Origin of the sequence: Streptomyces lydicus (assembly GCF_000717345.1) — a bacterium.
GTDB classification, from domain to species: Bacteria; Actinomycetota; Actinomycetes; order Streptomycetales; family Streptomycetaceae; genus Streptomyces; species Streptomyces lydicus.
In genome coordinates this window covers 53,155-74,785 of sequence record NZ_JNZA01000033.1, presented here as the reverse complement: position 1 = coordinate 74,785, position 21,631 = coordinate 53,155, and the positions used below count along the sequence as shown (strand labels likewise).

At 73.0% G+C, this 21,631-nt stretch carries 21 protein-coding genes and 1 pseudogene; 16 read left to right on the top strand and 6 right to left on the bottom strand.

What is annotated here, in order from left to right; all coding sequences use genetic code 11:
• Positions 1-86 precede the first annotated feature (86 nt).
• Complete coding sequence (locus OO62_RS27500; protein ID WP_033270297.1) at positions 87-1,076, bottom strand: YihY/virulence factor BrkB family protein; 990 nt, start codon at positions 1,074-1,076, stop codon at positions 87-89.
• 18 nt (positions 1,077-1,094) lie between these two features.
• Here OO62_RS27500 and OO62_RS27495 point away from each other — a divergent pair, with 18 nt between their 5' ends.
• Complete coding sequence (locus tag OO62_RS27495) at positions 1,095-2,738, top strand: acyl-CoA dehydrogenase family protein (RefSeq protein ID WP_033270296.1); 1,644 nt, start codon at positions 1,095-1,097, stop codon at positions 2,736-2,738.
• Positions 2,739-2,879: 141 nt separating this feature from the next.
• Here OO62_RS27495 and OO62_RS27490 read toward each other — a convergent pair whose 3' ends face one another.
• The gene (locus OO62_RS27490) at positions 2,880-3,338 is read right to left on the bottom strand and encodes a hypothetical protein (protein WP_051733647.1); all 459 of its coding nucleotides are present in this window, start codon (positions 3,336-3,338) and stop codon (positions 2,880-2,882) included.
• A gap of 275 nt (positions 3,339-3,613) precedes the next feature.
• Here OO62_RS27490 and OO62_RS27485 point away from each other — a divergent pair, with 275 nt between their 5' ends.
• Entirely contained in the window at positions 3,614-4,915 is a 1,302-nt protein-coding gene (locus OO62_RS27485; RefSeq protein ID WP_033270295.1) for a helix-turn-helix domain-containing protein, read from the top strand.
• A 235-nt stretch (positions 4,916-5,150) separates the two neighbouring features.
• Entirely contained in the window at positions 5,151-6,035 is an 885-nt protein-coding gene (locus tag OO62_RS27480; protein ID WP_033270294.1) for an LLM class flavin-dependent oxidoreductase, read from the top strand.
• Positions 6,036-6,049: 14 nt separating this feature from the next.
• Here OO62_RS27480 and OO62_RS27475 read toward each other — a convergent pair.
• The 3 genes and pseudogenes from OO62_RS27475 to OO62_RS27465 all read right to left on the bottom strand — a co-directional run.
• Positions 6,050-6,373, bottom strand: a pseudogene (locus OO62_RS27475) (STAS domain-containing protein); the annotation flags it as partial.
• Positions 6,370-7,677, bottom strand: coding sequence for a PP2C family protein-serine/threonine phosphatase (locus tag OO62_RS27470; protein ID WP_033270293.1), 1,308 nt, complete (start codon positions 7,675-7,677; stop codon positions 6,370-6,372). The pseudogene OO62_RS27475 and the gene OO62_RS27470, both read right to left, overlap by 4 nt.
• On the bottom strand, positions 7,677-8,480 hold the full coding sequence (locus OO62_RS27465) for an alpha/beta fold hydrolase (protein WP_033270292.1): 804 nt from the start codon (positions 8,478-8,480) through the stop codon (positions 7,677-7,679). Before OO62_RS27465 ends, OO62_RS27470 begins: the two co-directional genes overlap by 1 nt.
• Positions 8,481-8,674: 194 nt before the next feature.
• Here OO62_RS27465 and OO62_RS27460 point away from each other — a divergent pair, with 194 nt between their 5' ends.
• The 13 genes from OO62_RS27460 (at position 8,675) to OO62_RS27405 (ending at position 19,892) form a co-directional block, all read left to right on the top strand.
• The gene (locus OO62_RS27460; protein WP_051733646.1) at positions 8,675-9,367 is read left to right on the top strand and encodes a class F sortase; all 693 of its coding nucleotides are present in this window, start codon (positions 8,675-8,677) and stop codon (positions 9,365-9,367) included.
• A gap of 203 nt (positions 9,368-9,570) precedes the next feature.
• Positions 9,571-10,170 carry a GNAT family N-acetyltransferase gene (locus tag OO62_RS27455; protein WP_033270291.1) on the top strand — a complete coding sequence of 200 codons (600 nt, stop codon included), beginning with the start codon at positions 9,571-9,573 and terminating at the stop codon, positions 10,168-10,170.
• 110 nt (positions 10,171-10,280) lie between these two features.
• Positions 10,281-10,364 (top strand): putative leader peptide, encoded by an 84-nt coding sequence (locus OO62_RS41775; protein ID WP_350257049.1) that lies wholly within the window; start codon positions 10,281-10,283, stop codon positions 10,362-10,364.
• Between the two features lie 212 nt (positions 10,365-10,576).
• The gene (locus OO62_RS27450; RefSeq protein ID WP_033270290.1) at positions 10,577-12,274 is read left to right on the top strand and encodes a nitrite/sulfite reductase; all 1,698 of its coding nucleotides are present in this window, start codon (positions 10,577-10,579) and stop codon (positions 12,272-12,274) included.
• Complete coding sequence (locus OO62_RS27445; protein WP_033270289.1) at positions 12,271-12,453, top strand: hypothetical protein; 183 nt, start codon at positions 12,271-12,273, stop codon at positions 12,451-12,453. Before OO62_RS27450 ends, OO62_RS27445 begins: the two co-directional genes overlap by 4 nt.
• Entirely contained in the window at positions 12,450-13,139 is a 690-nt protein-coding gene (locus tag OO62_RS27440; RefSeq protein WP_033270288.1) for a phosphoadenylyl-sulfate reductase, read from the top strand. Before OO62_RS27445 ends, OO62_RS27440 begins: the two co-directional genes overlap by 4 nt.
• A 23-nt stretch (positions 13,140-13,162) precedes the next feature.
• Positions 13,163-13,696: an adenylyl-sulfate kinase gene (gene cysC / locus OO62_RS27435; protein ID WP_033270287.1), complete on the top strand. Its 534-nt coding sequence runs from the start codon at positions 13,163-13,165 to the stop codon at positions 13,694-13,696.
• Positions 13,693-14,628 (top strand): sulfate adenylyltransferase subunit CysD, encoded by a 936-nt coding sequence (gene cysD / locus OO62_RS27430; protein ID WP_033270286.1) that lies wholly within the window; start codon positions 13,693-13,695, stop codon positions 14,626-14,628. The genes cysC and cysD overlap by 4 nt, the downstream gene beginning before the upstream one ends.
• A 2-nt stretch (positions 14,629-14,630) precedes the next feature.
• A complete protein-coding gene (locus OO62_RS27425; RefSeq protein ID WP_033270285.1) occupies positions 14,631-15,986 on the top strand; it encodes a sulfate adenylyltransferase subunit 1 in 1,356 nt (451 codons plus the stop codon).
• Between the two features lie 211 nt (positions 15,987-16,197).
• On the top strand, positions 16,198-17,307 hold the full coding sequence (locus OO62_RS27420) for an aliphatic sulfonate ABC transporter substrate-binding protein (RefSeq protein WP_033270284.1): 1,110 nt from the start codon (positions 16,198-16,200) through the stop codon (positions 17,305-17,307).
• Between the two features lie 31 nt (positions 17,308-17,338).
• Positions 17,339-18,166: an ABC transporter ATP-binding protein gene (locus tag OO62_RS27415; RefSeq protein WP_033270283.1), complete on the top strand. Its 828-nt coding sequence runs from the start codon at positions 17,339-17,341 to the stop codon at positions 18,164-18,166.
• Positions 18,153-19,109: an ABC transporter permease gene (locus OO62_RS27410; RefSeq protein ID WP_033270282.1), complete on the top strand. Its 957-nt coding sequence runs from the start codon at positions 18,153-18,155 to the stop codon at positions 19,107-19,109. Before OO62_RS27415 ends, OO62_RS27410 begins: the two co-directional genes overlap by 14 nt.
• A gap of 3 nt (positions 19,110-19,112) precedes the next feature.
• Entirely contained in the window at positions 19,113-19,892 is a 780-nt protein-coding gene (locus OO62_RS27405; RefSeq protein WP_033270281.1) for a sirohydrochlorin chelatase, read from the top strand.
• A 57-nt stretch (positions 19,893-19,949) separates the two neighbouring features.
• Here OO62_RS27405 and OO62_RS27400 read toward each other — a convergent pair whose 3' ends face one another.
• Positions 19,950-21,620 (bottom strand): glycoside hydrolase family 13 protein, encoded by a 1,671-nt coding sequence (locus OO62_RS27400; RefSeq protein ID WP_033270280.1) that lies wholly within the window; start codon positions 21,618-21,620, stop codon positions 19,950-19,952.
• Between the last annotated feature and the right edge of the window lie 11 nt (positions 21,621-21,631).

Here is a 21,631-nt window from a genome sequence, read left to right as displayed (position 1 = left end):
GGGAGTCCGTCAGGTGAACTTTCGTTCGCAGAGCTGTGGGCAAGGATCATCTGCCCGAGGTCGCGGGCTGTCAATGGTTCCTGCGCTCAGTCGTCCTGCCCGCCGGCGTCGGCGCCCCGCTTCGCCGCCGCCCGGCGCGCCATCTCCTCGCGTGCCTCGGCCGTGGCCGCCGACGGCCACACCCGGTCCAGCGCCGCGTTCATCGCGGCGCCCACCAGGACCGCGAAGGCGGACACCCCGATCCACAGCAGCACCGCCACCGGGGCGGCCAGCGACCCGTAGATCGTGGGCCCCTCGACCGTCGAGGTGAGGTAGAGCCGCAGCAGGAAGCTGCCGAGCATCCAGATGCCGAGCGCGACCACCGCGCCGGGGATGTCCTCCGGCCAGGGCGAACGCACGGGCACGGACAGGTGGTACAGGGTGGTGAGGAAGGCGATCGACACCAGCAGGACGATCGGCCAGTACAGCGCCCGGATGATGTGTTCGCTGGCCGGCAGCCAGCCCACCACCGTGTCGGGGCCGGCCACCATCAGCGGCAGCGCGACGGCGCCGACCAGCAGCCCGCCGAGGTAGAGCGCGAAGGCCAGCAGCCGCGTCTTGACGATGCCGCGCCGGCCGTCGAGCCCGTACATGATCGTGATGGTGTCGACGAAGACGTTCAGCGCGCGCGAACCCGACCACAGCGCGAGGGCGAAGCCGATCGAGATGACGTCGGGGCGGCGGCCGGTGAAGACGTCGTTCAGCAGCGGGCGGGCGATCTCGTTCACGCCCTTGTCGGAGAGCACGGTGCCGGCGACGCCGAGGATGTGCTGACGGACGCCGGCGAGGGTGTCGTGCCCGATCCACGCCTGCGTGTAGCCGAGGACGCCGAGGAGCCCGAGGATCAGCGGCGGCAGCGACAGCAGACACCAGAAGGCGGCCTCCGCGGCCAACCCGGTGACCCGGTACGTCATGCAGGAGTGCACGATGTCCTTGAGCAGGAGCCAGGCCAGCCGGCGCGTGGAGACATTGCGGTACAGGACGCGGGCCCTCGTCAGACGGCCCGCCCGCTCGGTTGGTTCGTTTGCCGGCTGCACCTCCTTACCGTATCCGGCATGGCAGCCACCACTCATACGGTCACCAACCAGCCCCCGCCGCTGGTCGGCTACGACGTCTTCGCCAACGACCCCGCCCTCACCGAGGGCGTCGCCCGGTACGTCGCCGACAGCCGGCAGGGCGACGCGCGGGAAGAACTCGGCCGGCTGGGGCAGGCGGCCGGGTCGGCCCACGCCCGGCAATGGGGCGAACAGGCCAATCGCTACCCGCCCGTCCTGCACACCCACGACCGCTACGGCCACCGCATCGACGAGGTGGAGTTCCACCCGGCCTGGCACCGGCTGCTCGGCCACGCCGTGACAGCCGGCCTGACCGACGCCTGGTCCCGCCCCGACGGCCACGTCCTCCGCACCGCCGGCTTCATCGTGTGGACCCAGGCCGAGGCGGGACACGGCTGCCCGGTGTCGATGACCCATGCGGCGGTACCCACCCTGCGCGCCGAGCCGGAGCTGGCCGCCGTGTGGGAGCCCCTGCTGACCTCGCGGATCTACGAACAGGAGCTGCGCCCGGCCGCCGAGAAGTCCGGCGCGCTGGCGGGCATGGCGATGACGGAGAAGCAGGGCGGCAGCGACCTGCGGGCCACCACCACCCGCGCCGAGCCGCTCGCCGCGCCCGGCGAGTACACGCTGACCGGGCACAAGTGGTTCTGCTCGGCGCCGATGTCGGACGCCTTCCTGGTACTGGCCCAGGCACCCGGGGGACTCACCTGCTTCCTGCTGCCGCGGGTGCTGCCGGACGGCAGCCGCAACTCCTTCCGCCTCCAGCGGCTCAAGGACAAGCTCGGCAACCGGTCCAACGCCTCGGCCGAGGTCGAGTTCGACGGGCAGACCTGGGCGCGCCGGGTCGGCGAGGAGGGGCGCGGGATCGCGACGATCATCGACATGGTGGCGGCGACCCGGCTGGACTGCGTCAGCGCCGCGGCCGCGGTGATGCGCCAGGCGGCGGCGCAGGCGCTGCACCACACCGCGTACCGCGAGGCGTTCGGCGGCCGGCTGGCCGACAAGCCGCTGATGCGCAACGTGCTGGCCGACCTGGCGCTGGAGTCGGAGGCGGCGACCACGCTGGCGCTGCGGCTGGCGGCCGCGTACGACGCGGACACCGAGCAGGACCGGCACTTCCTGCGGCTGGCGGTCCCCGCGGCGAAGTACTGGGTGACCAAGCGGTGCACGCCGATGGTGACCGAGGCGCTGGAGTGCCTGGGCGGCAACGGCTACGTCGAGGAGTCGGGACTGCCCAGGCTGCTGCGCGAGGCCCCGCTGAACTCGATCTGGGAGGGCTCCGGCAACGTCCAGGCGCTGGACGTGCTGCGCGCCCTGCGCCGGGAACCCGCGGCGCTGAACGCCTTCCTGACCGAGATCGGTACGGCGCGGGGCGCGGACCACCGGCTGGACCGGGCGATCAAGGGCATGCTCACCGAACTCGCCGACCTGGAGGGCATCGAGGCGCGGGCCCGGCGCCTGGTGGAGCGGATGGCGCTGGTGCTTCAGGGCTCGCTGCTGGTGCGGTACGCACCGCCGGAGGTCGCGGACGCGTTCTGCGCCTCCCGTCTGGGCGGCGATGCGGGCGCGGCCTTCGGGACGCTGCCGCACACGCTGGACCTCGCCGCGGTCGTGGCGCGTGCGCGCCCGGTGCTCGACCGCTGACGCGGCCCGGGCCGGGGTTCGGCGCGGCGGCGGCTCCCCGTCCCTCCGGGCCGTGGCCTCACGGAGGGACGGGGACAGGGGGTTACCGCCGCCGCGCCGGCCGGGGAGCGGTGCCGCGCCGACCCGGCACCGCTCCCGGTCTCAGGGGCCGCCGGGGCCCGGACAGGCCCGGCACACCTCGCCGGGCTCCGGCGGGGCCGGCGGGTCCGGCGCGGTGCGCCCGCGCAGCGCGGCGTCCACGGCCTCGATGACCTCCCGGTCCGGGACCTGCGGCGGGAAGCCGACCAGCACCCCGCGCGCCTCGTAGTAGCGCAGCAGCCGGCAGGTCTCGTCCGCACCGGACCAGCCGGCGTCGCGCAGCAGCACCACGAGATCGGCGAAGGCGAGCGCGGGCAGCAGACCACCGGAGCCGGCCACCCGGTCGAGCAGGTGCAGGCTGCTGTCGATGACATAGCCGTCGGCCGGCAGGGCGTGCCGCTTGAGCAGGACGTCGACCGCGGGCAGGCGCGGGACGCCGTAGTGGGCGGCCAGCCGGGCGGCCCGGGCGCTGCGCACCCCGTCGCCCGCTGCGATCACCACGACGCGCGGACCGGCCACCATGGTGAGCCCCCTCCCCCACACCGTGCGGACCGTCGCGTGGCGGCCGATGGAATCCCGGCGACAACCGGCGGGTTCGCCGACGGGTGACCGGCGAACCTCGCGGTGGCGAGAGGCCATCGGCCGCTTCGCTCAGCGTCCCCGGTGGGCGTCATAGGCCACAACGGTTGCAGTGCGTTGCAGTGCGCCGCGGCGGATCGCCACAATGACGCTTCCCGGACGGCCTGGTGACGGCACGACGGGCACCGGCCGGCGGACAGTGCACAACGGAGAGCAGCGTGAGCGACAGACCGATCGAGAGACCGCTCGACAGCGCCGTCCGGTCGGCCCAGGACATCCGCGCGACCGCTCGCCGGCTCGGGCACGTCCACGAGGCCGCGCTCACCGACGACACACCGGCCGACGCGCCGCCGGCCGCGCCCCGCGCGGTCATCGGCGAATCCTGGCGCCGGGTGCGGACGTCCGGCGTGGACCCGGACGGCGAGCAGCCCCAACGCCTGCTGCCGGTGGCCGAGTTGGAGCACCGGCGGGGCACGTCGCGGCTGGCGGCGGTGCTGCCGGTGCTCAACGACGGGCTGCTGGCGACCGCCGACGCGGCGCAGCAGATCATGGTCGTCACGGACGCCGAGGGCCGGGTGCTGTGGCGGGAGGGCAGCGCTCCGGTCCGCCGGATGGCCGACCGGCTCGGCTTCGACAAGGGCGCCGACTGGACGGAGGACACCGTCGGCACCAACGCCATCGGTACCGCGCTGGTGGCCCGCCGTCCGGTGCTGGTGCACTCCGCCGAGCACTTCGTGCGCAGCCACCACCAGTGGACCTGCGCCGCCGCGCCGCTGCACGACCCGCGCGACGGACGCCTGTTGGGCACCGTGGACCTCAGCGGCCCGGCGCACACCTTCCACCCCACCACGCTCTCCCTGGTGTCCGCGGTCGCCCGGCTCGCGGAGGGCGAACTGCGCACCCGCCACCACCGGTCCCTGGAGCGGCTGCGGTCGAGCGCGGCACCGGTACTGGCGCGGCTCGACGGGCGGGCGCTGGCCGTCGACCCGCACGGCTGGGTGGTGGGCGTGACGGGCCTGACGCCTCCGGACCGGGTGGCCCTGCCCAAGACGCCCGAGGCCGGGCCGCTGTGGCTGCCCCGGTACGGGATGTGCGGCCTGGAGCCGCTGCCCGGCGGCTGGTTGATCCGGCTCGGCCGCCCGGACCGGGAGGCCGGGCCGGGCAACGTGGTGCTGGACGTCAGCGGGCGGGACGGCGCCACGGTCACGGTCAGCGGGCCGGCCGGCAGCTGGTCGCACGAGCTGACCCCGCGCCACGCCGAGCTGCTGTTCGTCCTCGCCGTGCATCCGCAGGGGCGCAGCGCCGCCGAGCTCGCCCAGGACCTGTTCGGTGACGCCGGCCGTACGGTCACCGTGCGGGCCGAACTGTCCCGGCTGCGGCGCCATCTCGGGGGCGTGCTGGCGCACCGGCCGTACCGCTTCGCGGACGGGGTGGCGGTGGACGTCCGGATGCCGCCGCGCCCCGTCCACCTTCTGCCGCAGTCCCTGGCACCGGCGGTGGTGGCGGCACGGCGGGCGTGAGGCCGGCGGGGCCGGGACCGCGTCCGGGGCCCGAGCGGAAAACCGGGTGCGGCCCGGCGCCGCCCTTCGTAGAGTGAGGGCACTCTGACAGCAGCTCTCCAGAAGGACGTCGCAGAACGGGAGCAGTCCGCGCGTACCGCACGCGCGTGACCGAATGAGTGGGCGACAGCACGTTCCGCGATCACTCATGCCCGTGTGCGCTCATGCAGCGCATGCCTTGTCTGGAGGACTTCCCATGTCCGTAGGTCTCGGCCTTCCCATCGGCGACCCCGCCCAGCTGCTGAGCTGGGCCCGGCGCGCCGAAGCCACCCCCTTCCGCACCGTCGCCCTGCTCGACCGGCTGGTGTTCGGCAACCCCGAACCGCTCATCACCCTGGCCACCCTGGCCGGCGCCACCTCCCGGATCCGGCTGCAGACCGAGGTGCTGCTCGCCCCGCTGCACCGCACCGCGCTGCTCGCCAAGCAGGCCGCCACCCTCGATCTGCTCTCCGGCGGGCGCTTCACGCTCGGCATCGGCATCGGCGGGCGCGAGGACGACTATCTGGCCGCCGGCGTCGACCTCCGCACCCGGGGCCGCCGGCTCGACACGCAGATGGCGGCCCTGCGCCGGGTCTGGTCCGGTGCGCCGCTCTCCGCGGACGTCGGCCCGATCGGTCCCGCGCCGGCGCGGCCCGGCGGGCCCGAGGTGCTGTTCGGCGGGTTCGTGCCCGCCGTGGTGGAGCGCGTCGCCCGCTGGGGCGACGGCTTCCTCGGCGCCGCGCTGCCGCCCCGGCACATGGACCGGATGTTCCGGGACGTGGAGGCCGCCTGGTCCCACGCCGGGCGTACCGGCCGGCCCCGGCTGCTGGCCCAGGTCAACGTGGCGCTCGGACCGGATTCCGTCCTCGCGCGCGCCCGCGAGGACCTGAGCGCGTACTACGGACCGGACAACAGCTACACCGAGCACATCGTGAACGGTCTCCTCACCACCCCGGCGCAGATCCGCGCCGCGGTGGCCGACTACCGGGCCATCGGCGCGGACGAGGTGATGCTCTACTGCTGGGCCCCGGACCCGGAACAGGTCGAGCGGCTGGCGGAGGCGGCGTTCGGGTCCGACGGCGCCCCGGTCGGTACCGACTGACCTGCCGTCACCCCCGCCGCGTCGCTGTCGGGGAGCAGGGTGAAGACCTGGTCGAGGCCGACGATGCGCAGCACCCGCCGGGTGTTGGCGGGGACGGCGGCCAGGGCGATGTCCGCCCGGGCGGCGTGCGCGTGGTTGCGGGCGGCGATCAGGGCGGTGATGCCACTGGAATCGCAGAACTCCATGCCGGCCAGGTCCAGTACCAGACACTGGCCCGGCTGGAGGGTGCAGGTGGCGACCAGTTCGCGCAGCTCGGTGGCGTGGGCGTGGTCGAGGTCGCCGGCGACCTCCAGGACGGGACCGGTCGCGGCGTCTCGGACGGTGATCTTCAAACTCATCGCGTGTTCTTCGTTGCGGGGACGGGGGTTGCGGTGGGACGGGGGCCGGCCGGGGCGCCGAGGGCGAGCAGCGCGGTGTCGTCGTCGAGCCCGTCGCCGAAGCCGTCCAGCAGACCGATGAGGGCGCGGATGACGGCCTGCGGCGGCTTTCCGGCGTGGCCGGCGCCGAAGGCGCGCAGCGCCTCGTCGCCGTACAGGGCGGTCCGGTCCGCGCCGGTGCGGGCCTCGGTGAGCCCGTCGGTGTAGAGCAGGAGCGTGTCGCCCGGGGCGAGCGTGGTGGTGGCGGTGGTGAAGCGCGGGGCGGGCAGGATGCCGACCAGCAGGCCGCCGGGGGTGGGCAGGAAGTCGCTGGTGCCGTCGGCGCGCAGGACCAGCGCCGGGGGGTGTCCGCCGGAGGCCAGGCTCACGGTGACGTGGCCGCTGTCGGGGTCGGGTTCGACGATGCCGAAGATGGCGGTGCAGTAGCGCGGGTCGCCGCCGGAGTAGCGCTCGTGCAGCACCGTGTTGAGGGTGGACAGCGCGGCGACCGGGTCGGGGTCGTGGAGGGCCGCGGCGCGCAGCGTGTAGCGGGTCAGCGAGGTCACCGCCGCGGCTTTGGGGCCCTTGCCGCACACGTCGCCCAGGAAGAACGCCCAGCGCTTGCCGTCCACGGCGAACACGTCGTAGAAGTCGCCGCCGAGCTGGTCGGGGGACGCGGTGTGGTAGTGCGCGGCCGTCTCCAGGCCGGGCACCTCGGGGAGCGTCGAGGGCAGCAGGGCCTGCTGGAGCGCGGCGAGCGCGTCCTGCAGCCGGGCGCGGTCGGCCTCGGCCTGCCGCGTGGCCTCCTCGGCGGCCCGGCGGCGGCGCAGCAGCTCTTCCTCGTAGGCGCGTCGGTCGCGGGCGTCGAAGAGGGTGGTGCGGATCAGCAGCGGCTCACCGGTGCTGCCGTACTTGACCACGGAGGACACCAGGACCGGCATCCGGGCCCCGCCGGTCTGCTTGATCTCCAGGGCTATCCCGCTGATCTCGCCCTGCATGCGCAGCAGCGGCGCGAAGTGCGTCTCGTGGTAGAGCTTGCCGCCCACGGTCAGCAGATCGGTGAACCGCCTCCGGCCCACCACCGCGTCCCGCTCCACCCCGAGCCAGTTCAGCAGCGTGGTGTTGAGCTTGACGACGGTGCCGTCCATCAGCGTGGACAGATAGCCGCACGGCGCGGTCTCGTACAGCTCCTCGGCGCTGTCCTCCAGCAGCGCCGCGAACGCCGCGTCCGGTGTCCGCGCGCCATCGGCCCCCTGCGGGTCGGGCTCCTGCCCGATCCGGCACATCATCGGCGTCCGGCCAGGAAGGCGGTGATTGCCTCGTTGGTGGCCTCGGGGGCGGACAGCTGCGGGCAGTGCCCGGTGGCGTCCAGGGTGACCAGCGTCGAGCCGGGGACGGACCGGTGCACGAAGGCGCCCACCTCCCGGGGTGCGATGGCGTCCTCGGTGCATTCCAGTACCAGCGTCGGGACCACGACGCTCTTCAGGTCGTCGCGGGAGTCCGACAGGAAGGTGGTGCGGGCGAAGATGCGTGCCATCTCCGGGTCGGTGGCGCAGAAGCTGTTGGTCAACTCCTCGGCCAGTTCGGGGCGCTCGGGGTTCCCCATGATCACTGGCGCCATCACGGACGACCAGCCCAGGTAGTTCGACTCCAGCGACGCCAGCAGCTCGTCGATGTCCTGCTCGTCGAACCCGCCGCGGTAGCCCTCGTCGTCGATGTAGCGCGGGGACGGCGCGACCATCACCAGTGCCCCGATGCGCTCCGGCGCCTGCCGGGCGGCCAGCACTCCGGTCATCGCGCTGACCGAGTGCCCCACGAACACCGCGTCGCGCAGGTCGAGCGCCTCGCACACCTCCACCACGTCGCGGGCGTAGCCGTCCAGGGACGCGTAGCGCTCCGCCGAGAACGCGGTGAGGTCCGAGCGGCCCGAGCCGACGTAGTCGAACAGCACCACCCGGTAGTCCTCGGCCAGGGCAGGCACGGTCAGGCGCCACATGTTCTGGTCACAGCCGAACCCGTGGGCCAGCACCACCACCGGCCCGTGCGGGTTGCCGGTGACGGTGACGTTGTTCCTGCGCAGGATGTCCATGCCCGTCATCCTGCCAGCTCCGGCTGGTGGGCCAACCCCCGTGGAGCACCCGGTTCCGCTCCGGCCGGAGGCCCGGTGCACGGGCTGCTGCCGTCACCCGTTCGGGCCGCTGCCGTCGCCGCCGCGCCGGGCCGCGCCTAGCGTGCCGGAGGGGACCCGTGCACCCCGGGGCGCGCGGCCCCGGGAGGTGAGCGATGAGCGCCACGGACCAGCCGGAGGCGCCGCCGAAGGCGGAGGCGTCCGCGCCGGCGCCGGCCGCCGCGGGCCGGCCCCGGTGGGGCGTGCTCGCCGTGGTCGGCCTGGTCGGCTTCGGCATGCTCCGGCACGGGCTGTCCGACGAGGCGGACGGGCCCCCGCAGCCGGGTGCCGCCGTTTCCCTCTTCCCCGGCGACGCCCCGCCGGCCGGTCCGCCCCCGGCGCCGCTGCCCCGCTCCGCGCCGTCCCGCGTGACGATCCCCTCGCTCGCGGTCTCCGCCCCGGTGCTGCCGCTGGGCCTGGACCGGGACGGCTGGATCGAGGCGCCGCCGGCCGAGGACCCCGATCTGGCGGGCTGGTACGAGGGCGCGCCGTCGCCGGGCGAACGCGGCACCGCCGTCCTCGTCGGGCATGTCGACAACCGCAGCGGGCCGGCCGTCTTCTACGGTCTGGGCGCCCTGGAGAAGGGCCGGACGATCCGGGTGACCCGCGAGGACGGGCGGACCGCGGTCTTCGAGGTCTACGGCGTCCAGGTCTTCGACAAGCGGAACTTCCCGGCCCGCAAGGTCTACGCCGACACCGGGCGCCCCGAGCTGCGCGTCCTGACCTGCGGCGGCAGCTACTCGCCGGACACCGGCTACGCGGGCAATGTGGTGGTGTTCGCCAGGATGACGGCGGGGCCGGCCACCTGATCCAGCCACCGCACGAGGGGGCGTGCCGCCCGGCCGGAGACCGTCACGGCGGCGGACCGGGCCGCCGGGCGGAGCGCGACATTCCAGGCGGTGAGCCGGTGTCTCACGATCCGGACGTCCGGGCTGCCCGGCGGCGACCGCCCCCGCCCAGGGGCTGCCGGGCCGGGCCCGGGCGCCCCGCCCCGGTGTGATGTGCTGGCCGCATGAGCATCTCGGTCACCACGTGGTACCTCGAACAGACCTCGCGCGCCGACGTGCCGCCCGCACAGGAGCCGCCGGCCGAGCAGGGCGTCCGTATCATCCGGTCCGAGGTGCCTTCGCCGGAATTCAGCCGCTTCCTCTATACGGCGGTCGGCGGGGACGTGACCTGGACCGACCGGCTGACGTGGTCGTACGCACAGTGGGCGGAGTACCTCGGGCAGCCGGGCGTGGAGACCTGGGTGGCGTACGAGCGCGGCACGCCCGCCGGTTTCGTCGAGCTCGCGGCCGGGCCGGACGGCTCCGTGGAGATCGCCTACTTCGGGCTCGTGCCGGCTTTCCGGGGGCGCCGGATCGGCGGGCACCTGCTGACGTACGGGACCGAGCGGGCCTGGGACCTGGCCGAACGGTGGCCGGGCCACACCCCGACGAAACGGGTCTGGGTGCACACCTGCAGCAAGGACGGCCCGTACGCGATGGACAACTACCGGCGGCGCGGATTCCGGGTGTACGACACCACGGTGACCGACGAGCCCGACGTGCCGACGCCGGGCCCCTGGCCAGGCGCGGGACCGCGCACGCCGGACGCGGACGGAACGCCGTAGCCCTCCGCGGGAGCGTGACCGACGCCACACCGTCTCGCAGTGCGGGACGAAGGTGTCCGTATTCTGGATAACGGTGGACTGGCCGGAGAGCGACATGCCAGGCTTCCGTCATGTCTCGAGCTGGAATTGCCTTGGTGAGTCGGCGGCACGTCGACCTCGGCCGCATGTCCAGCGCCATTTGTCGGGCGGGCTGAGGCTGTACCCAGACGGGGCCCGCGGCCCCGCACAGCACCCAGCACCACCGATCACCCCGCCGTCCCCATCGTCGCGGACGCGCTGAGACCCCCTTTCCCCGCAGACCTCCGACGCGTCGCCACGCGCCGCCTTTCGGTATGTCCGCGCAGGTCAGCATGGGTCTCCGGCGCCGGTCCCGATCCCTTGAGCCCGCCCAGAAGGACGTACATCCATGGCCGCCACCCCGGAATCCCCCGCAGCCGCCACGACCCGCCGCAAGGCCGGACGCCACCGCGGCGAGGGCCAGTGGGCCGTAGGTCACTTCACGCCCCTGAACGGCAACGAGCAGTTCAAGAAGGACGACGACGGTCTCAATGTGCGGACACGCATTGAGACGATCTACGCCAAGGCCGGCTTCGACTCGATCGACCCCAACGACCTGCGCGGGCGGATGCGCTGGTGGGGTCTGTACACCCAGCGCAAGCCCGGCATCGACGGCGGCAAGACCGCGGTCCTGGAGCCGGAGGAGCTGGAGGACAAGTACTTCATGCTGCGGGTCCGCGTCGACGGCGGGCAGCTGACCGTGGCGCAGCTGCGTGCCATCGGCGAGGTCTCCGACCAGTACGCCCGCGGCACCGCGGACATCACCGACCGGCAGAACATCCAGCTGCACTGGATCCGCATCGAGGACGTCCCCGCCATCTGGGAGAAGCTGGAGGGCGTCGGCCTCTCCACGACCGAGGCGTGCGGCGACTGCCCGCGAGTGATCATCGGCTCCCCGGTGGCCGGCATCGCGGCGGACGAGATCATCGACGGCACCCCGGCCGTGGACGAGATCCACGAGCGCTACATCGGCAGCAAGGAATTCTCCAACCTGCCGCGCAAGTTCAAGACCGCGATCTCCGGCTCGCCGGTGCAGGACGTGGTCCACGAGATCAACGACGTGGCGTTCGTCGGCGTCGTCCACCCCGAGCACGGCCCCGGCTTCGACCTGTGGGTCGGCGGCGGCCTGTCCACCAACCCCAAGCTCGCCCAGCGCCTGGGCACCTGGGTCCCGCTCGACGAGGTGCCCGATGTGTGGGCCGGCGTGGTCGGGATCTTCCGTGACTACGGCTACCGCCGGCTGCGCAACCGCGCCCGGCTGAAGTTCCTGATGGCCGACTGGGGCCCGGCGAAGTTCCGCCAGGTGCTGGAGGACGAGTACCTGGAGCGCAAGCTGGTCGACGGCCCGGCGCCGGCGCAGCCGCTCTCGAAGTGGCGCGACCACATCGGCGTGCACCCGCAGCAGGACGGCCGTTTCTACGTGGGCTTCGCCCCGCGCGTCGGCCGGGTCGACGGCACCACCCTCACCAAGGTCGCCGAACTCGCCGGCGCGCACGGCTCCGACCGGCTGCGCACGACCGTCGAGCAGAAGATGATCATCCTCGACGTCGCGGAGGACCAGGTCGACTCGCTGGTCGCCGGGCTGGAGGCGCTGGACTTCCAGGTCACCCCCTCGCCGTTCCGGCGCGGCACGATGGCCTGCACCGGCATCGAGTTCTGCAAGCTCGCGATCGTCGAGACCAAGGGCCGCGGCGCGTCCCTCATCGACGAACTGGAGCGCCGGATGCCGGACTTCCAGGAGCCGATCACCATCAACCTCAACGGCTGCCCCAACGCCTGCGCCCGCATCCAGGTCGCGGACATCGGCCTCAAGGGCCAGCTGGTGCTCGACAAGGACGGTCAGCAGGTCGAGGGCTACCAGGTCCACCTGGGCGGCGCACTGGCCCTGGAGGCCGGCTTCGGCCGCAAGGTCCGCGGCCTGAAGGTCACCGCGGACGAACTGCCCGACTACGTCGAGCGGGTGCTGCGCAACTTCGAGGCGCAGCGCGAGGACGGCGAGCGCTTCGCCACCTGGGCCGCCCGCGCGGAAGAGGGTGCGCTGAAGTGAGCGAACGCGCCGCGCCGTTCTACTGCCCGTACTGCGGGGACGAGGACCTGCTGCCTTCCGAGGAGGGCCACGGGGCGTGGGAATGCCGGTCCTGCAGCCGGGCGTTCCGGCTGAAGTTCCTCGGCCTGCTGGCTCCCGGAGCCACCGGGCCCGCCGCTTCCGACGGAGGTACCCCGTGACCACCACCACCGACCTTCAGCACCTCGCCGAGCAGGCGGGACGCGACCTGGAGGACGCCTCCGCCCTGGAGATCCTCACCTGGGCCGCCGAGACCTTCGGTCCGCGCTTCTGCGTCACCTCCTCGATGGAGGACGCCGTCGTCGCGCACCTGGCCTCGCGGGCCTTCCCGGGCGTGGACGTGGTCTTCCTGGACACCGGCTACCACTTCCCGGAGACCATCGGGACGCGGGACGCGGTGGCCGAGGTGATGGACGTCAACGTCATCACCCTGACGCCACGGCAGAGCGTGGCCGAGCAGGACGCCGAGTACGGACCGAAGCTGCACGACCGCAACCCCGACCTGTGCTGCGCCCTGCGCAAGGTCAAGCCCCTCGAAGAGGGCCTGACCGGCTACGACGCCTGGGCGACGGGCCTGCGCCGGGACGAGTCGCCGACCCGGGCGAACACCCCGGTCGTCGGCTGGGACACCAAGCGGCAGAAGGTGAAGGTCTCCCCGATCGCCCGCTGGACGCAGGCGGACGTGGACGCGTACGTCGCCGAGCACGGCGTGCTCACCAACCCGCTGCTGATGGACGGCTACCCCTCCGTCGGCTGCGCGCCCTGCACCCGGCGGGTGCTGGAGGGCGAGGACGCCAGGGCCGGCCGCTGGGCCGGGAGCAACAAGACCGAGTGCGGGCTGCACTGATGACAGAGCATCAGGAGATATCCATGACGGGCGCCACGATCTGGCTGACCGGTCTGCCGAGCGCGGGCAAGACGACCCTCGCGCGCGAGCTGGCCGCGAAGCTGCGCGGCGAGGGCCACCGGGTCGAGGTGCTCGACGGGGACGAGATCCGCGAGTTCCTCTCCGCCGGCCTCGGCTTCACCCGCGAGGACCGGCACACCAATGTCCAGCGCATCGGCTTCGTGGCCGAGCTGCTGGCCCGCAACGGCGTCAAGGCGCTGGTGCCGGTGATCGCGCCGTACGCGGACAGCCGTGAGGCGGTGCGCAAGCGCCACCAGACGGAGGGCACCGCGTATCTGGAGGTGCACGTGGCCACTCCGGTCGAGGTGTGCTCCGAGCGCGATGTGAAGGGGCTGTACGCCAAGCAGGCGGCCGGGGAGATCTCCGGTCTGACCGGCGTGGACGACCCGTACGAGGCTCCCGACTCGCCCGACCTGCGCATCGAGTCGCACACCCAGACCGTGCAGGAGTCCGCCGCGGCGTTGCACGCGCTGCTCACCGAGAGGGGACTGGCATGACCACCGTCGCCACCGTGCCCGGAGACATCGACAACCCGTACGCGCTGTCGCACCTCGACGCCCTGGAGTCCGAGGGTGTGCACATCTTCCGCGAGGTGGCGGGCGAGTTCGAGCGGCCGGTGATCCTGTTCTCCGGCGGCAAGGACTCCATCGTCATGCTGCACCTCGCGCTGAAGGCGTTCGCGCCGGCCGCGGTGCCCTTCTCGCTGCTGCACGTCGACACCGGGCACAACTTCCCCGAGGTCCTCGACTACCGCGACCGCGCGGTCGAACGGCACGGCCTGCGGCTGCACGTCGCGTCCGTGCAGGACTTCATCGACCGCGGTGAGCTGCGCGAACGCCCCGACGGCACGCGCAACCCGCTGCAGACCGTCCCGCTGCTGGACGCCATCGAGAAGAACCGCTTCGACGCGGTCTTCGGCGGCGGCCGCCGGGACGAGGAGAAGGCGCGCGCCAAGGAGCGGGTCTTCTCGCTGCGCGACGAGTTCGGCGGCTGGGACCCGCGCCGGCAGCGCCCCGAGCTGTGGCAGCTCTACAACGGCCGGCACTCGCCCGGCGAGCACGTCCGGGTCTTCCCGCTGTCCAACTGGACCGAGCTCGACGTGTGGCAGTACATCGCCCGCGAGAAGATCGAACTGCCCGCCATCTACTACGCCCACCAGCGCGAGGTCTTCGCCCGCAACGGCATGTGGCTGGCGCCCGGCGAGTGGGGCGGCCCCAAGGAGGGCGAGCACCTGGAGACCCGGCAGGTGCGCTACCGCACCGTCGGTGACATGTCCTGCACCGGTGCCGTCGACTCCGACGCCGACACCATCGAGGCCGTGATCACCGAGATCGCCGCGTCCCGGCTCACCGAGCGGGGCGCGACGCGGGCCGACGACAAGATGTCCGAGGCCGCCATGGAGGACCGCAAGCGCGAGGGGTACTTCTAACCATGAGTACGAACACGGACGCGATCGACGTCGTGGACGCGGGCGCCACCTCGCTGCTGCGGTTCGCCACCGCCGGTTCCGTCGACGACGGCAAGTCGACGCTGGTCGGGCGGCTGCTGCACGACTCCAAGTCGGTGCTCACCGACCAGCTGGAGGCCGTCGAGCGGGCCTCCCTGGGCCGCGGGCAGGAGACGCCGGACCTGGCGCTGCTGACCGACGGGCTGCGTGCCGAGCGCGAGCAGGGCATCACCATCGACGTCGCCTACCGCTACTTCGCCACCCCGCGGCGCCGCTTCATCCTGGCGGACACCCCCGGGCACGTGCAGTACACCCGCAACATGGTCACCGGCGCCTCCACCGCCGAGCTGGCCGTGGTGCTGGTCGACGCCCGCAACGGCGTGGTCGAGCAGACCCGCCGGCACGCCGCGGTCGCCGCCCTGCTGCGCGTCCCGCACGTCGTCCTGGCCGTCAACAAGATGGACCTGGTCGACTACGCCGAGCCCGTCTTCGCGGCCATCGCCGAGGAGTTCACGACGTACGCGGCCTCGCTGGGCGTCCCGGAGATCACCGCGATCCCGATCTCGGCGCTGGCCGGCGACAACGTCGTCTCCCCGTCGGCGAACATGGACTGGTACGGCGGCCCGACGGTGCTGGAGCACCTGGAGACCGTGTCGGTCGTCGCCGACCCGTCGGAGGACCCGGCCCGCTTCCCGGTCCAGTACGTGATCCGCCCGCAGACCGCCGAACACCCCGACTACCGCGGCTACGCGGGCCAGATCGCCTCCGGCGTGCTGCGCGTCGGCGACGCCGTGACCGTGCTGCCCTCGGGCCGTACGAGCACCATCGAGGCGATCGACGCGCTCGGCCAGGCCGTGGACGTCGCCTGGGCGCCGCAGTCGGTGACCGTCCGGCTCGCCGACGACATCGACGTCTCGCGCGGCGACCTGATCGTGCCGGCCGCCACCACGCCGGGCACCTCGCAGGACATCGAGGCGACCGTCTGCCACGTGGCGGACCAGGCGCTGACGGTGGGTCAGCGGGTGCTGCTCAAGCACACCACCCGCACGGTCAAGGCGATCGTCAAGGACATTCCGTCCCGGCTGACGCTGGACGACCTCTCCCAGCACCCGGCGCCCGGCGAGCTGGTCGCCAACGACATCGGCCGGGTGGTGATCCGTACGGCGGAGCCGCTCGCGCTGGACGCCTACGCCGACTCCCGGCGCACCGGCTCCTTCCTGCTGATCGACCCGGCGGACGGTACGACGCTGACCGCGGGCATGGCGGGCAACGCCTTCGCCGACGCGGCCGCGGAGGCCGCGCCGGCCACCGGCGCGGACGACGAGGGATGGGACTTCTGACCATGCTCAAAGACGTCTTTTCGACCTTCGCCAAGGAGGGCGGCCGCATCGGCAGCGGCGCCCTGGGGAGCGGCACGGGCGGAGTCGGCCGATGTGTGTGCTGACGATGCCTGACTCCGTACCCCCCACACCACCATTCCGAAGATCGATAGCTCCGCCGGGCGCGCCGTAGAAGGGGCGCGACCCCGGCCTTCCGAGAGGAACTCCTCCCGTGTCTGCCGTTCGACACCGCCTGCTGGCGGCCGCCGTCACCGTCCCCGTGCTGATCGGCGCACTGGGCGCCTGCGGCTACGGCTCCGAGGCCAAGAAGGACACCTCGGCCCACGTCGCCCCGAAGGGCCCCAAGATTGATGGACTCGACCAGGTCAGGATCGGGTTCTTCGGCAACACCACGCACGCCACGCCGCTGGTCGGCGTGCAGAACGGCCTCTTCCAGAAGGAGCTGGGCGGCACCCAGCTGAAGACCTCGGTCTTCAACGCGGGCCCCGCCGAGATCGAGGCGCTCAACTCGGGTGCCCTCGACATCGGCTGGATCGGCCCCTCCCCCGCCATCAACGGCTACACCAAGTCGCACGGGAAGAGCCTGAAGATCATTTCCGGCTCGGCGTCCGGCGGCGTCTCGCTCGTCGTCAACCCCAAGAAGATCAAGAGCCTGAGCGACCTCAAGGGCAAGACGATCGCGACCCCGCAGCTGGGCAACACCCAGGACGTGGCGCTGCTGAACTTCCTGGCCGAGAAGGGCTACAAGGTCGACGCGACCACCGGCAAGGGCGACGTCACCGTCCAGCGCACCGACAACAAGGTGACGCCGACCGCCTTCCAGCAGGGTTCCATCGACGGTGCGTGGGTGCCCGAGCCCACCGCTTCCAAGCTCATCGCCGCGGGCGGCAAGTCCCTCCTGGACGAGAAGAAGCTGTGGAAGGACGGCAAGTTCGTCATCACGAACGTGATCGTCTCGCAGCGGTTCCTCAAGGAGCACCCGAAGGCCGTCGAGGCGGTGCTGCGCGCGTCGGTGAAGACCAACGCCTGGATCCGCTCGCACCCGGGCCAGGCGAAGAAGGCGCTCAACGACCAGCTCGCCGACCCGCAGATCGCCGGCAAGGCGCTGCCGGCCGACGTCCTCGACCCGGCCTTCAAGAACATCGACATCACCGATGACCCGCTGGCCGCCACCCTCCAGCAGGAAGCGGACCACGCCGTCAAGGCCGGTCTGCTGAAGTCGCCCGACCTCAAGGGCATCTACGACCTCACCCTGCTGAACAAGGTGCTCAAGTCCGAGGGCAAGCAGCCGGTCGACGACGCCGGCCTCGGCAGCAAGTAGCCCGCACGCACTCCCCCAGGAGGTGACACCGATGACGACCACCACGCTCACCAAGCGGCCCGCCACGGCGGCCACGGACACCCCCGTGCCGTACGCGGCCCGCATCGACCATGTCTCGAAGTCGTTCGGTCGCCCCGGCGCGCAGCAGCACGTGCTGGACGACATCAGCATCGATGTGGCACCCGGCGAGTTCGTCTGCCTCCTGGGGGCCTCGGGCTGCGGGAAGTCCACCCTGCTCAACCTCGTGGCCGGCCTCGACGTGCCGTCCGCCGGCACCATCGACGCGCCCGGCGGCCGGCCGGCCCTGATGTTCCAGGAACACGCGCTGTTCCCGTGGCTGACCGCGGGCCGCAACATCGAACTGGCGCTGCGGCTGCGCGGGGTGCCGCGGGCCGAGCGCCGCGACGAGGCCGAGCGGCTGCTCGAACTCGTCCGGCTCAAGGGCGCGTACGGCAAGCGGGTGCACGAGCTGTCGGGCGGTATGCGCCAGCGCGTCGCGATGGCCCGCGCGCTCGCCCAGGACAGCCAACTGCTGCTGATGGACGAGCCGTTCGCCGCGCTGGACGCGATCACCCGCGATGTGCTGCACGACGAGCTGACCCGCATCTGGCGCACCGCGAACGACAGCGGCTCCGGCACCGGCAACCTGTCGGTCCTCTTCGTCACCCACAACGTGCGGGAGGCCGTCCGGCTCGCCGAGCGGGTCGTGCTGCTGTCCTCCCGCCCGGGCCGGATCGCCCGCGAGTGGCAGGTGGACATCCCCCAGCCGCGCCGCATCGAGGACGCCGCGGTCGCCGACCTTTCCATCGAGATCACCGAACAGCTCCGTGGGGAGATCCGCCGCCATGGCCAGCACTGAGACCGAGGCCGGGTCCGCCGCCGCTCCGACCGGCGACGACCCGGCCACCCCCGGCACCACCACGACCAGCGCCGAGCCCGGCGGCGCCTCGGACCTCGCCGGTCTGGAGGCGGGGCTCGACGCCCTGGAGTCCACGGTCGTCACCCGCCAGCCGTGGCTGCGCACCGCCGTCGCGAAGGCGTTCCCGCCCGTCGTCGCCATCCTGATCGTGCTGGCGCTGTGGCAGCTCGCCTACCACTTCTCGCTCAAGCCGCACTACCTGCTGCCGAGCCCGGTGGAGGTCGCCCGTTCGCTTCAGCAGAAGTGGCTGGAGGGCACGCTGCTGGGCTTCGTGTGGACCAGCGTCTCGCGCGGCGCCCTGGGCTTCGTCGCCTCGGTCGGCCTCGGTACGGTCCTCGGCCTGATCGTGGCCCAGGTGCGGGCCGTACGGGCCGCGATCGGCCCGATCCTGAGCGGTCTGCAGTCGCTGCCCTCGGTGGCCTGGGTGCCCGCGGCGATCATCTGGTTCGGGCTGAGTGACGCCACCATCTACGCGGTGGTGCTGCTCGGCGCCGTGCCGTCCATCGCCAACGGCCTGGTGGCGGGCGTCGACCAGATCTCCCCGCTCTACCTGCGGGCCGGCCGCACCATCGGTGCGACGGGGCTGGCCGGCGTGCGGCACGTCCTGCTGCCGGCCGCGCTCCCGGGCTATCTCGCCGGCCTCAAGCAGGGCTGGGCCTTCTCCTGGCGCTCCCTGATGGCCGCCGAACTCATCGTCAACGCACCGGATCTGGGCACCGGCCTGGGGCAGCTGCTGGAACAGGGCCGCGAGCTCCAGGACATGTCCTGGGTACTCTCCGCGATCCTGCTCATCCTGATCGTCGGCATCGGCATCGAGCTGCTGATCTTCGCGCCGATCGAGCGGCGGGTGCTGCGCAGCCGCGGTCTCCTCGTCAAGAGCTGAACCATGAACACACGCCCCCTGCACCCCACGCTTCTCGTGATCGCCCATGGCAGCCGCGACCCGCGGCACGCGGCGACCGTCTCCGCGCTCTGCGCGCGGGTACGGGCGCTGCGGCCGGGGCTGCGCGTCGAGGTCGGCTATCTCGACTTCAACGCGCCCCGGGTTCCCCGGGTGCTGGAGCGCCTGGCGGCCGAAGGCACCGGGGAGGTGGTGGCGCTGCCGCTGCTCCTGACCCGGGCCTTCCACGCGAAGTCCGACATCCCGGCGGTGCTGCGGGAGGCCGCCGCGCGGCTCCCCCTGCTGACCGTCCGCCAGGCCGAGGTGCTGGGCCCCTCCCCCCTCCTGACCGGCGCGCTGGAGCGCCGGCTGGCGGAGGCCGGGCTGCGGCCCGGCGACCGCCGCTCGACCGGGGTCGTACTGGCCTCGGCGGGCTCCTCCGACCCGGAGGCGAGCGCAGTGATCGCTGAAATCGCGCGGGAGTGGCGGCGCACCGCTGGTTGGTGTGCCGTGCGGCCTGCGTTCGCCTCCGCATCTCTTCCCCGCACGGCCGACGCCGTGCGGGAGCTGCGCGCCGAGGGCGTGCAGCGGGTGGCCGTCGCGCCGTACGTCATCGCGCCCGGCTTCCTCCCCGACCGCATCGCGGCCGGCGCCCGCGAGGCCCGCGCCGACCTCCTCGCCCCGGTCCTGGGCGCCGCGCCCGAACTGGCCCGGCTGCTGCTGCGGCGCTACGAGCAGTGCGTACTGGCCGGCGCCCGTGGCGAGGCCCCCGCGCTCATCGCCTGAGGCCCGGCGGCACGGGCCGGGCCGCTCCGGCCACCGCGGGCCGGAGGGACCGGGTGCTCAGCCGGCCGGGGTGCGTACCCAGGCCGTCGTCCACGGCGGCAGCTGCGTGCCGGTGACCGGGGCGGAGGACACCAGCAGCTCACCGGGCGGCAGCGGCCGCGGCTCGTCCGACAGGTTCGTCACGCAGGCCCAGCCGCCGCTGCGGCGGAAGTGCAGCACTCCGTCGGCCGCCGTCCGGGCGTCGCCGACCCACTCCAGCGCCTCGTCGGCCACCAGCCGGCGGCGCAGCCGCAGCGCCGTGCGGTACAGCTCCAACGGCGTGTCGGGCACGCCCTGTTGGGCCGCCACGGACAGTTCGCCCCAGCCCGTCGGCTGCGGCAGCCACGAGCCGCCGCTGCCGAAACCGTACGAGCTGCCGCCGCGCTGCCACGGCAGGGGCACCCGGCAGCCGTCGCGTCCTTTCAGCCGGCCGCCGCTGCGCGTCCACACCGGGTCCCTCAGGTCCTCCCGGGCCAGGTCGGCGACCTCGGGCAGGCCCAGTTCCTCGCCCTGGTACAGGTAGCTGGAGCCGGGCAGCGCCAGCATCAGCAGCGTCGCGGCCAGCGCCCGGCGCAGCCCGAACTCCCTGTCCAGCGGCGGCTTCTGCCCGTCCGCCAGCAGCCATGCCTCCTCGTCGCAGCCGTCCGGGAGGCCGTGCCGGGAGGCGTGCCGGATCACGTCGTGGTTGGAGAGCACCCAGGTCGCGGTCGCCCCGGCCGCGCGGGCGTCAGCGAGGGCGGAGTCGATGGAGGAACGCAGTTCCTCGGCGTGCAGCGACGCCTTGAGGAAGTCGAAGTTGAACGCCTGCCCCAGCTCCTGCGGCGTTGCGTACGCGGTGCGGCGGGAGTTGCGCACCCAGGCTTCGGCGACGGCGATCCGCGGCGGGTCGTACTCGTTGAAGACCCGGCGCCAGTCGCGGAAGATGTCATGGACCTCGTCCCGGTCCCAGAACGGGTGGCTGCCGTCCTCGGGCAGGTCCTCCGGCTGGTAGCTCTCGACGGCGCCGAGGTCGCGCAGCGGCGCCGCCAGGTCCTTGGCGAGGCCGTGCGCCACATCGACGCGGAAGCCGTCCACGCCCCGGTCGGACCAGAAGCGCAGGGTCGTCCGGAAGTCCTCGCGGACCTCGGGGTTGTCCCAGTTGAAGTCCGGCTGCTGCGGGGCGAAGAGGTGGAGGTACCACCAGCCGTCGGGCAGCCGGGTCCAGGCCGGGCCGCCGAAGCAGGAGACCCAGTCGGTGGGCGGCTGCTCGCCGTGCTCGCCCCTGCCCTCGCGGAAGACGTAGCGCTCCCTGGCCGCGGATCCGGGTGCGGCCCGCAGCGCTTCCCGGAACCAGACGTGCTGGTCGGAGGAGTGGTTGGGGACGATGTCCACCATCACCTTGAGGCCGAGGCGGTGCGCCTCGGCGACCAGGGCGTCGAAGTCGTCGAGGGTGCCGAGCCGGGGATCGACGTCGCGGTAGTCCGCGACGTCGTAGCCGCCGTCGGCCAGCTCGGAGGGGTAGAAGGGGCTGAGCCAGACGGCGTCCACCCCGAGTCCGGCGAGGTGGCCGAGCCGGGAGGTCACACCGGGGAGGTCACCGATGCCGTCGCCGTCGGAGTCGGCGAAGCTGCGCGGATACACCTGGTAGACGACGGCCTGCCGCCACCAGTCGGTGGTGCCGGGCCGTGCGCCGAGGTGCTGTGCGGTCACGTGACTGCCTT